The 11,050-nt window shown below is 68.6% G+C and carries 9 protein-coding genes and 1 CRISPR repeat array; of the genes, 2 read left to right on the top strand and 7 right to left on the bottom strand.

Features of this window, described 5'->3' with window-relative positions; all coding sequences use genetic code 11:
- Nucleotides 1–539 precede the first annotated feature (539 nt).
- From ACFWRT_RS37355 to ACFWRT_RS37335, 5 genes are all read right to left on the bottom strand, one after another.
- Nucleotides 540–782: a hypothetical protein gene (locus ACFWRT_RS37355; RefSeq protein WP_380955599.1), complete on the bottom strand. Its 243-nt coding sequence runs from the start codon at nt 780–782 to the stop codon at nt 540–542.
- The gene (locus ACFWRT_RS37350) at nt 779–1,987 is read right to left on the bottom strand and encodes an MFS transporter (protein ID WP_380955598.1); all 1,209 of its coding nucleotides are present in this window, start codon (nt 1,985–1,987) and stop codon (nt 779–781) included. The genes ACFWRT_RS37355 and ACFWRT_RS37350 overlap by 4 nt, the downstream gene beginning before the upstream one ends.
- 12 nt (nt 1,988–1,999) lie before the next feature.
- A complete protein-coding gene (locus ACFWRT_RS37345) occupies nt 2,000–3,262 on the bottom strand; it encodes a preATP grasp domain-containing protein (RefSeq protein ID WP_380955597.1) in 1,263 nt (420 codons plus the stop codon).
- 50 nt (nt 3,263–3,312) lie between these two features.
- Nucleotides 3,313–4,401: a radical SAM protein gene (locus tag ACFWRT_RS37340; RefSeq protein ID WP_380955596.1), complete on the bottom strand. Its 1,089-nt coding sequence runs from the start codon at nt 4,399–4,401 to the stop codon at nt 3,313–3,315.
- 464 nt (nt 4,402–4,865) lie between these two features.
- Nucleotides 4,866–5,027: a hypothetical protein gene (locus tag ACFWRT_RS37335; RefSeq protein WP_380955594.1), complete on the bottom strand. Its 162-nt coding sequence runs from the start codon at nt 5,025–5,027 to the stop codon at nt 4,866–4,868.
- Between the two features lie 874 nt (nt 5,028–5,901).
- On the opposite strand from ACFWRT_RS37335, the gene tap reads away from it, so the two are divergent.
- Nucleotides 5,902–8,028, top strand: a complete 2,127-nt coding sequence (gene tap, locus ACFWRT_RS37330) for a telomere-associated protein Tap (protein ID WP_380955593.1) — start codon at nt 5,902–5,904, stop codon at nt 8,026–8,028.
- Nucleotides 8,029–8,031: 3 nt separating this feature from the next.
- Complete coding sequence (gene tpg, locus ACFWRT_RS37325; protein ID WP_380955591.1) at nt 8,032–8,589, top strand: telomere-protecting terminal protein Tpg; 558 nt, start codon at nt 8,032–8,034, stop codon at nt 8,587–8,589.
- Here tpg and ACFWRT_RS37320 read toward each other — a convergent pair.
- Nucleotides 8,583–9,137, bottom strand: coding sequence for a hypothetical protein (locus ACFWRT_RS37320; RefSeq protein ID WP_380955590.1), 555 nt, complete (start codon nt 9,135–9,137; stop codon nt 8,583–8,585). The two genes, tpg and ACFWRT_RS37320, sit on opposite strands and share 7 nt — an antisense overlap.
- 8 nt (nt 9,138–9,145) lie before the next feature.
- Nucleotides 9,146–10,760: a CRISPR direct-repeat array (repeat unit 29 nt; unit sequence GTGCTCTCCGCGCGAGCGGAGGTGAGCCG).
- A 143-nt stretch (nt 10,761–10,903) separates the two neighbouring features.
- On the bottom strand, nt 10,904–11,050 hold a 147-nt coding region (locus ACFWRT_RS37315; protein WP_380955616.1), incomplete at its 5' end, for a helix-turn-helix domain-containing protein.

Below are 11,050 nucleotides of genomic sequence, written 5' to 3'. Positions count from 1 at the left end.
GACCGCACCGGGCCGCGCCCCCCGGCCCCGCCCGCCCGCGCGGCCCCCCCCCCCCCCCCCCCCGCCCCCCCGCCCCCCCCCCCCCCGCGTCGTCGAAGTCGTGGGCCATGCGGTCCGCGAGCGAAGGTTACGGTCAGGCTAATGCGGTTGCCGTCCTTTTCCATCAGCACGACGGTGACGCCGAACGGGTCGGTGTGGTCCAGCTCGATGGGGGTGAAGGAGAAGTTCACCGCAGCCTGGATGGGCGGGATCAGTTCGCCGCTGGGCTGCGGCGCGGGGGCCAGCCTCCAGTTGGGGACAACCGACGCCCAGCCCTCGGGGCTGCGGGACACCAGCGCGCCTCCTACCGTCTCCACAACCTCCTGGAGCAGGTCGCCGCGGTCGCGGCCGCCGACGTCGAGGTTCTGGAGGCGATCAACACGTTAGTGCCGGACGGGCTGCTCATCCCCGACCTGGTCGTCATCGACGCCACAGCCTCGGCCGAGGTGACCGCGATGCCCGTGCACGACGTCCTCTTGGCCGTGGAGATCGCCTCCCCGTCAGGGCGGGGCACGGCGGCATGCGGCGGCGCGTTCGCTGTTGAGGAGGGCGTAGCAGGAGGACGTGTCGTTCTCCTGGAAGGTCGCCGGGCCGGTGTCGTTGAGTCGGTTGGCCGAGGCAGTGGCCTCCTCGGTGGATTCGATCTCGGCGCTGAGGTAGTCGAAGCGGGCCGTGGCTCCTCGCTGCGGGCCCTTCGGGCAGGGCGTGCTCGGCTTGCTCGCGACTGGGGGGCGTATTCTCATCCGTCCTCAAGTTGAGGGGTGTCCTGCCTCTGGATATCCGCAGAGCTCTGCTTGGTCTTTGGAGTTTTGCGCCTGAGCCACGTCGCTGCGGTCAGTAGGAATGTGGTGCCGGTGGCGATGAGGACGGTGGTGTCGGGAGTTGTGATGGTGAGGAGGAGGCCAGTGGCGGCTGCACTGAGGCCGTAGCCGATGCCGCTGCCGGCGTACAGGACGGAGTAGCCGACGGGGTGAAGGCTGGCGGGCAGTTGTTCGCGGAGGGTGAGGTTACGGGTGATCAGTACGGCTGCCTGCAGGAGACCGGTGAGAGCGAGGAGAGCGGCGATCACTGTCCAGGTGGAGGCGAGTGCGGTGGCGGCGACGCCCGCGATCATGATGATGAGCAGAAGGGTGCTTTGACGTTCCACCTTGCCGGGCCAGGTGCGCGCGCCATAGACAAGGCCGCCGAGGATGCTCGCTAGGGCGAAGCCGGTGAGGATCGGGCCGCTGTAGGTAACGGGTAGCTCCCGGTGCTGGAGCAGAGCGGGCAGTGTGAGTTCGATGCTGGCCAGCAGGTACATGGCGGCGATGCTCGTCAGGTAGACGGGCCAGGCCGTCAGGGCCTGTTTGAGCGGGACCCGCTGTCCGTCGTCCGTGGCGCCGGTCTTGTCGGGCAGCAGCCACAGTGCGGCGGTGGCGGCGCACGTGGCGAGCGCGGCGAGGACGAACGGGGCCTGCGGAGCGGACTGGAGCGCGAGTAAGGAGACCAGGGCCGGTGAGGCGGCCCAGGCGGCCATGTTGAGCGTGGATTCCAGGCTGAGGGCGGCATGGAGGCGCTTTGTGGGTGCGAGGTCCTCAGCCATGGTGCGCAATGCGCCCGGTGCGGCGGCCGCGGCAGCGCCGGCGATCGCGGCGAGGATCACAGCGAGCGCGGTGCCGGGGGTGGGAAGGAAAGCGAGCAAAGCGAAGGCGACGGCCGACAGTCCCAGTCCAGCGGTGATTTCCCGGCGGTAGGGACGCGTACGCAGGCGCATGCTGAGAAGCGGGGCCCCTGCCGCCTCCGCGATGGCGTACGCGGCGGCCATGGCGGCGCCGCCGCTGTAACCGGCTTCCGTACCTCGCCCGTAGAAGAGGAAGGCGAGTGGCGCCATCGCCACCGGCAGGCGGCTGGCCGTGACGACCGCGGCCCAGATCGAGACATGCTTGGTGAACAGGCCGCGGTACGCCACGCGTGGTGATCCTTAACTGTCGTACTGGGCCATCAGGCCAGTGAGTTGGTCTTCGAGGGCGCTGGCTTCTTCGTGGGTGTGCCCCAAAACGACGTACTCGAGGTTTCCGGTGGCGGCGGTGTCATCGGAGGCGATGACGATGCCATGATCTCGCCGGGAATCCCATGCGAGCCCGTGTTCCCGCATGGCGCGCAGAAGATGGGCGAGCGCGGGTGCCCGGACGTTGAATCTGCTGATCAGGACATGGCTGTCCGTCCAGTCCGGGCCGATGAGAGTCTCGGCGATGTGATGCAGGTGGGTACTGCCGCCCAGACGCGCGTTCACCTCGTTGAACCACACATTGCCAGCCTGGTCGATCACGGCGTCGATGCTGGCCAGACCGCAATAACCGAGGCTTTGCATGAAGCGGGCCATCCGCAGGGCCTCGCTCGTGAAGTGCTCCCACGCCGGTCCGGGCACGCTGCGGGGCGGCAGTGCGAGTCCGCTGAGGACCGGAGGATGCTGGTCTGTACGAAGCTGTCCTGCGTTGAGGACAACAGCTCCGCCGTGTTCGGGGCAGTCCACCTCCACATACACCGACGTGCAGCCTGGGTGGAACACTTCCAGAACGATCTCTCCCTGTGGGGCATGTGTGGTAGTCAGCCCGGCCTCCTTGAGGACCTGTTCGTCATCGGCCGCCTTGCCGAGGACGATCGTGCGCTGGGCTCCTATTCCTTTTACGCCCGGATCGGTGGTGATCACGGTGTTGCCGTGGCCGCCGACGGCGCGGTCACGTTTGAGGATGACAGCCGGGTGATGGGTCAAGAGCCGGTGCAGCGTACGCAGTAGATCTTCAGTGGTGCGGCACGGTATGCCGTCGGGGACGGCGAACCCGGCCCCCGCAGCCAGGGCACGGAAGACGACTTTACTGTTGAGCAGTTCCGCACCGCCTTCCGCGACGAAGCGTGATCTGGTGACAAGGCCGAGTTCACGCGCGAACACCTCGGCGCCCCGGTCGTGGATGTACGGACAGAACTCCCATGCAGGAGTGACCAGGTGCCTCAGACGGCCGAGGATCTCATTGGAGTGGAGCAAGTCCTGGGTGAGGAGGTCCGCGTCCGGCGCGATCACGTGGATATTGTCCGGGGAGATACCCGTGTGCTGGGCGACGTGATGCAGGAAGTCGTCCGGTGCCGGTCGGGGCAGGACGAGGGCATCGCCGTCCCGCATCAGCCACACCAGGCGCTTCATGGCGAACAGGATGCCGTCGAAGTCATTCTGGGTGAGCAGGTCCATGCGGTCGACCATGTGCTCGGTGCAGGCGTTGCCGAGCCAGAGGCGGGGCATCAGAACTCGGCCTTTCCGCCGATTGCGTCCAAATACCACACCTGCAGAAACCCGTTGTCGTCGACGCGGGCACTTCCGGGAAGCTGCCAGCCGGGGACCCAGGACATCCTCTCCTCGTACCGGTAGGCGGTCTGTATCAGCATCCGATTGTGCTCGTCCCGGCCGATGATCGACCCCTCATACAGCGGTACCTTGCCGACATCCGTCATCAGCGTGAAGTGCGGGCGTACACGGCCGGAAGTCAGCCCTGAGGCTCCCAGCCGGCGGTGCAGTTCAAGGCCTTCCTCGACGGACGTGCGGTGGTGGTCCATGCCGCGGATCGGGACGCAGTGGAAGAGGTAATGCGCCTCGATTCCCATGTAGCGCAGCTCGTCGAAGAGCTCGACGAGTGTGTCGAGGCTGTCGTTGAGCCCGCGCAGCAGGACCGTCTGGTCGTAGATGCGTGCCCCGGCCTCCTGCAGCGCCGTATACGCCTCCCTGACCTCGGGAAACAGCTCGCCCTTGTGGTTGATATGCGTAGCGATCTCAACCCGGAAAGTCGAACGCTGTCGCAGAGCGTGCTGCATACGGGCATCGACCCGGCGCGGGTCCTGGAGCGGCACCCGGGTAGCGATGCGCACGATCTCGACCTGGGGTGCGTGTTCCTCCAGCGCGTCCAGCAGCCACTCGATCCGGTCGACCAGGATCAGCGGGTCACCACCAGTTATGAGCACTTCACGAACGTCGCGGTTCTCCGGAGCCTTCCCGCAGTAGCGGGCAATGAGTTCCAGATCCTCACGCGAGAGCGTGGCGGTGTCGTACTGCCCGCGGATGCACCAGCGGCAGTGGGCGGCGCAGATCGTCGTGGGCTCGACCAGCAGGGTCCGCCGGTACAACTTTTCGACGCCACGCACTTCACTGCCCTCGAAGAGGGTACTCATCTCCGACTGGTAGTGACGAGCCACTTCGAAGGTCTGCTCGACCGCCTCTGAAGGGTCAACGGTGTATTGGATGTCGAGGAAAGGGAGCGTTCCCCCGGCTTCCTCGATTTTTTTGCGTAAGTACGGGGATATCTTTCCGGCGAAAACGCCGTTCTTGGCTCCGGCCATGACTGTGGGGATCTTCCTCTCAGGATTACTGATCTGGAAATGATGCCTAGCCGTTTTCAAGGGCAGGACAGACAAGCACACCGAACCGGATTGGATAGCCGGTCCGGCACCCTGATGGTGCGGCAATCACCCAGCAGCATCGAGTAGACGACAGAAAATTACCGACGAACCATCAGGACACGTGCACGGCACATAAGGTGGGGCACGCCCATAGTTCATAGCGTTGCGGAGTTTCATGCAAACAACGAGTGGCCGAGTGGGAGAATTCAGGCCATCCAGGCTCGGCTAACCGTCCGGCAGGCCCGTAGCCGCCGCACCGTCACTTGCACGGGTTTCGGCTCTGCCCCGAACTGACGCCGCAGCCGCGCCAGGCATCAGGTCCCGGGGTGCCGAAGAGACGCAGCAGGTGAGAGACCGTGGCGGAGCGCACGACGCCGGGTGGAGCACAGATATGCCGACGCATTTCACTCGGCGCGGCGCTCCGGGCCGACCGCCCGGACCAGGCCGCCGACTTCGTCTTCGAGGACCTCGTCGCCATGGCACAGGAGATCGGCCCACCTGATCTCAGCGGCCTCGCCGACGTACTCGTAGCCGCCGGCGGCTGCTCCGGCCAACAGCTCGACCACGAGGACGGCAGCATGTCCTGCACTCTCGGCCCGAACTGCCCCGGCGTCGCCCTGCCCCACGCAGGCTGGACCGACTGCCGCTCCACGGACCCTGCGCCCACTGCGAGGGCCCTCCCGTCCGGTGGGTGTGCGACCGGCAAGGAGGCTGATCGCCATCAGTAACGCTTGCCTGTCGTCGATGGACCAGCGGGAGAACTGCATGCGGCGTGCCCGGTAATCGACCTTCTCCTGGCCGAGGACGTGCTGCGCCAGAGTCGCAGCGTGGCCGGCAAGTCTCCGTTCTTCGCCCCGGAGACGGTCACCACCGACCACGGCGGCCCCTACAAGAACCAAGACCTGGTGGAGGCGGCCGGGAGATCGGCTGCCGGATGATCCTGCCTCGCGTTCAGCAGCCGCAGGTGCTGCTCGATACCGGTTCGTCGGGGGCGTCGGTCATCTCTTCGCGGCGCAGGACGATCTCGTCGAGCAGGTCTTCGTGGGCTCAAGGCGCGTTTCGCGGCGGAGGCCCAGCGGGCGGCGGGCGCCAGCGGGGAACGCTTGCCGGCTCAAGCCTTCAGGCGCCTGAGGGATCAGCGGCACTCGGGGGTCTGCTGCGATCTCTCGGGTTGGTGTCGGTGGTGGTGAGAGTCGGTCGCGCTGGTCCGGGGATGGGTGTTGCGGGGCTGGTCAGCGGCTGTTTACGGGTGGGCAGGCCGCTGTCATGAGGTGAGAGATTGATGGATGAGATCGCTGTCGTGGGGCTTTATCGGCACCTGATGTTGTCTCAGGTTCGAGAGTTCTTATCCCGCCCGACAATGATCAGAACGGGTTAAAAAATCAGGCTAAAGAATAGGGTAAAAGATGCTAGGGTGAGGGTACGGAAGGAGATCCACCCATGGCATCCGAGGAAGAGCTGTTCGCGAACATCGACGCCCTGCTGGAGGAGGAGCCGCAGCTCCCGCCTCCCGCGGAGCGTGCCCGGCTGCGTGAGGCCGCCGGTATCACCCAGGCCCGTCTCGCGACCGCGCTGAAGTCGACCGTGCAGACGGTGAAGAACTACGAGAACGGCCGCTCCGAGCCGAAGTCGCCGCGCCTGGAGGCCTACCAGCGGCTGCTGAACGGGTGGGCGGCGAAGTACCCCGCCCACACAGCCTCGGCCGCTCCTGCTCCGGTCGCCGCGCCGCAGCCGGTGTCGGTGCCGGAGACGTTCGCGGGCCCGGCCGCGCCCGAGGCACCCGAGGCGGCCATCGTCGCGCCGGTGGAGGCCCCCGTCGTCCCGGCCGTGCCGGAACGTCCCGTCGCCCGTCCGGCGACGTCGTCGCGCCGCCTGGCCGCGAAGAAGGCGGCGAAGCCCGCGACCGATCCGCGCTTCCCCAACGGTCCGCTCGCCGTGCTGGACGGTGACGGTTCCGCGTACGGGGTCGACGGCATCGTGCTGGACTGCCCGGCGACCACGGTCGTGGAGCTGGTGGAGTGGACGCTGCGGGAGGCCGGCCTCGGTGCGCCGAAGCTGCACCGCAACGGCAAGGACTCCGACCCGCTGATCGTCCTGACTACGGCGGCCGCCGTGAAGCTCGGGCTGCCCGAGCGCCTGGAGGACCGCCGCGGGCTGCGCCTGGAGGAGGACCACCCGGCCGTCAAGCAGATCATCAAGGCCAAGTGGCAGCTCACCCAACGCGGGTTCGGCCCGTGGGCCCGGATCTACCGCAAGGCCACCGGCGCCCAGCGCCAGTGCGTGCAGCTCGCGATCCTGCCCTGGGACGCCCTCGACACCCGCTCCTGGCCCGGCGTCGCCGACATGGACCCGGCCGCCATCGCCCAGGTCCTCGGCCTCTACGCCCAGCGGGTGGCCACCCCCCGCGGATCCACCGCCGTCTCCGGCCTGGAGCTGATGACCGCGCTGCGCCCGCCGACCCGCCCGGTGCGCGACGAGGAGACCGGCAACTGGGTGTCCGGCCACAGCCCCGGCAGCCTCGGTACGGAGCCGATGGACCCGGCCCCGCCGGAGGGCCAGATCGAGCACCCGGCAGTCCACCGCATCGGCTGGAAGGGCGGCTTCCTCCGGGAGGAGGCGTACCAGTGGGTGCGGTCGGTGGACACCCTGTCGGATGAGGAGTGCCTGCTCCCGTACGCGGTGGGCCTCGACCTCAACACCGCGTTCCTCGCCTCCGCGGCCCGGCTCACCGTCGGCCTCTCAGCCCCGGACCACTTCGTCGGCCCGAAGTTCAACCCGAAGATTCCAGGGTCCTGGCTGGTGGACCTGTCCCACGTGGAGGTCGACCCGCGCCTGCCCTCCCCGTTCACACCGGACGGCACCCGTCCGATGGGCCCGGCCTGGTACCAGACGCACACCGTCGCCTACGCCCAGGAGCTCGGCTACAACGTGCAGATCCTGGAGGCGTACCTGCGCCGCGAGACCGGGGCGTACCTGGACCCGTGGCACGACCGGCTCAAGACCGCCTACGTCGACACCCTCGCCGACATGGGCGTCACCAAGGACCTCACCGACGCCCAGTTCCTGGCGGCGATGGAGCACCACAAGCAGGTCGACCCGGTGCTGACCGCCGTGCTCGCCGCGATCAAGGGCACCATCAAGGGCGGCATCGGGAAGCTGTTCGAGAACCCGCAGGGCAAGGGCCACAAGGACGGCGAGCCCTGGCCGGCCATGATGCGCCCGACCTGGCGCCCCGACATCCGGGCCGCCGTCATCAGCAAGGCCCGGGTCAACATGCACCGCAAGCTCGCGAACATGGCGAAGATGACCGGGATGTACCCGCTGGCCGTGCTTTCCGACTGCGTCGTCTACCCGACCCCCAGCGCCAGCCCGCTCGACTTCCTCCCCTACGCGGCCTCCGGGAAGCCGCAGCCCGGGGCCTTCCGCCTGGGCCCCACGCCGGGTCTGGCGAAGCTGGAGGGCGTCCAGGAGATGGCGTGGGCGGTCGACCTGATGGAGAAGGGCTTCAACCCGGCCCGCCACATCAAGGGCGACGGCCACGACGCCGTCCTGGACGAAGGGAAGTAGGCCGTGGGGGAGATCGAGGACGCCATCGAGCGGGCCGACCGGGAAGCCTTCACCAAGGACCCGCCAAAGACCCTCAAGGGCCAGATCGGCTACCTGCTCAAGCAGATGGGCAGTGCGAAGGCCGTCGCCCAGGAGCTCGGGGTGACCGCCGACTCCGTCAACCGCTACCGGCGCGGCGCGCGTAAGCACGCCCGCGCCGACGTCGCCGCGAAGATCGACGACGCCGTACGGCAGCGGTGGCAGCCCATGGTCCGCAAGCGCCGTCAGAAGCAGGCCGCCGCGACGGGCGGGATCACGGTGGAGACCCGGGCCCGGTTCGGCTACACCTCGTCCGCCCGATCGACCGACGACGGACGGTTCCGCCGCCTCACCGTGAAGCTCCCCGCCGCGTACGCACAACGCCTCTTCGACGCCCGCGACACCGGGGCCAGCGACCAGCAGATGCGTGAAATCATCGCCGAAGGGTTCAAAGAAGTGTATTTCCAGGACGGTGGCGGTCGCGCTATGGGACTGTCGGACGTAGAAATCAACGACATCGATTACCTCGATCTGGATTACTGACGCGGAGCGAATACGTGACCGCTGAATTTCCGCCCATCGACCGCGACAAGAGCCCGCTGTTCGACGCCGACCACGACCCGGTCCGGGTCGCCGACGCGCTGCGCCGCAGCCCGCACTTCACGGCCGCGGACGCCGACCCGGGCGGCGACACGGTGCGGTTCACCACCGAGGCCGGCATCAACTACACGCTGACCTTCAAGGACCCGGAGCCCACCGACGACGACCTGCTGCCCGAGCCGGTGCTCACCGAGGCCATCGCCGCGGCGACCCTCAACCACCCCGGCTTCACCGTCGCGGACGCGGACTCGCCGCGCGAGGACACCATCACCATCCAGTCCCGCAACCAGGTTCGCCACCTCCTGGTCCTGGACATCGACCGCGGCAACGCCCTCGCCCCCGAAGACCTGTCCACCCCGGCCGTCGACGTCGCCTTCGCCGCCGACAAGCTGCTCACCAGCAACCCGAGCGACTCCGAGCGCGCCACGGCCGAACTCCTCAACTACGTGGCCGCCACCTGGGACAAGCAGGACCTGCCGCTGCGCGAGCACGCCCAGGCGTGCTCTCCGCGCGAGCGGAGGTGAGCCGCAGTGACGAGTTGCGGAGCTAGGACCCTGGTCGTGCTCTCCGCGCGAGCGGAGGTGAGCCGGAGTACCAGAACGAGGTGCCCGAGGAGTGGCAGTGCTCTCCGCGCGAGCGGAGGTGAGCCGTTCCCTCTCCGCATGACGCCCGGCGAGCGGGCGTGCTCTCCGCGCGAGCGGAGGTGAGCCGTTCAGGAACGTCATCTGCTTGACGTACTTACCGTGCTCTCCGCGCGAGCGGAGGTGAGCCGTCGTCCAGGACGAGTGGATCGAGGGCCTGGACGTGCTCTCCGCGCGAGCGGAGGTGAGCCTGAACGGCTCGCCTCGCCGCTCCTCGTACAAGCGTGCTCTCCGCGCGAGCGGAGGTGAGCCGGTCTTGGCGCGCTGCTTCCCGGAGGGGTCACGGTGCTCTCCGCGCGAGCGGAGGTGAGCCGCGTCCGACGACAAGTACGAGTTCAGCACGCTCGTGCTCTCCGCGCGAGCGGAGGTGAGCCGATCGGTGGGCACCGTGCCCGTGCTCCTGCACTGTGCTCTCCGCGCGAGCGGAGGTGAGCCGAAACTGTGCGTCTAGCGGGTCAGAGCGCTTGCGTGCTCTCCGCGCGAGCGGAGGTGAGCCGGTCTACCGGTCCTGAATCGGTACCCCTAGAGCGTGCTCTCCGCGCGAGCGGAGGTGAGCCGAGGACAGCATGAGGATCAGCAGCTTCGCGAAGGTGCTCTCCGCGCGAGCGGAGGTGAGCCGCTGCGACGAGTCGCGTCGGAGGCGACGTCGCCGTGCTCTCCGCGCGAGCGGAGGTGAGCCGGGGTGGTGGTGATGACCACCCGCGCCCCCGAGGTGCTCTCCGCGCGAGCGGAGGTGAGCCGTACTTCCTCAACGGCTGGGCCGAACTCCCGCCGTGCTCTCCGCGCGAGCGGAGGTGAGCCGACGTGCCGCAGCGCGGAGCCGTCGGCCCTGGCGTGCTCTCCGCGCGAGCGGAGGTGAGCCGCGGGACCAGAAGGGCGGCCCGAAGGTCCTTACGTGCTCTCCGCGCGAGCGGAGGTGAGCCGGAGTACGGCGACTGGTCCGACGCGCTCGCGGCGTGCTCTCCGCGCGAGCGGAGGTGAGCCGGCCCGAAGGAGCAGACTCCGGGTTTGGTGGCAGTGCTCTCCGCGCGAGCGGAGGTGAGCCGGCGCGCCGCTCCGTGGCCACGGCGACGGAGGCGTGCTCTCCGCGCGAGCGGAGGTGAGCCGTAGGAGTAGGTTCCGGCGGTTCCGGTGATCGCGTGCTCTCCGCGCGAGCGGAGGTGAGCCGCCGACCGATGAGTCCGTGACCTCATCTACCGTGTGCTCTCCGCGCGAGCGGAGGTGAGCCGCTGGAGCAGGCGGCGAAGAAGGCCGTGCTGCAGTGCTCTCCGCGCGAGCGGAGGTGAGCCGGCCCCGGGAACGGCGGCCATGGAGGTGAGGAGGTGCTCTCCGCGCGAGCGGAGGTGAGCCGCGGCCGCGGACAACACCGGACCCGCTCGCGATGTGCTCTCCGCGCGAGCGGAGGTGAGCCGCGGCCGCGGACAACACCGGACCCGCTCGCGATGTGCTCTCCGCGCGAGCGGAGGTGAGCCGCTGACCCGGGCCAGCGCCCGCCTGTCGCTGCTCTAGGGGTCGGCGTCCCCGTGCGCTTCGGGCCGCAGCGGCGCGGGTACTGAGAGCCGAGGGCGACGCGTCCTTTCCGGCAGCGTGCTCGGAAGGCGCACGGTGCCATCGCCTCAGGAATCCGCGTGGCTCGTGGGCAGATGCCGGCGGGAGACCGCGTGGGTTTTGCGCATGATGCGGTACACGTGCTGCTCGACCGTGCGCGGCGACAGGTGCAGCGCACCGGCGATCTCACGGTTGGTCAGCCCTCCCGCGGCGAG

Origin of the sequence: Streptomyces cyaneofuscatus, from assembly GCF_042718795.1 — a bacterium.
Classification (GTDB): Bacteria; Actinomycetota; Actinomycetes; order Streptomycetales; family Streptomycetaceae; genus Streptomyces; species Streptomyces cyaneofuscatus_A.
Note: the sequence above shows the minus strand (reverse complement) of the source record. Positions and strands in the feature narration are given on the sequence as shown.

What these genes read in the sequence shown, in the direction of transcription:
- ACFWRT_RS37345 (WP_380955597.1), bottom strand. Translation starts at nt 3,262, where the DNA reads ATGGACCTGCTCACCCAGAATGACTTCGACGGCATCCTGTTCGCCATG.
- ACFWRT_RS37340 (WP_380955596.1), bottom strand. Translation starts at nt 4,401, where the DNA reads ATGGCCGGAGCCAAGAACGGCGTTTTCGCCGGAAAGATATCCCCGTAC.
- ACFWRT_RS37355 (WP_380955599.1), bottom strand. Translation starts at nt 782, where the DNA reads ATGAGAATACGCCCCCCAGTCGCGAGCAAGCCGAGCACGCCCTGCCCG.
- tap (WP_380955593.1), top strand. Translation starts at nt 5,902, where the DNA reads ATGGCATCCGAGGAAGAGCTGTTCGCGAACATCGACGCCCTGCTGGAG.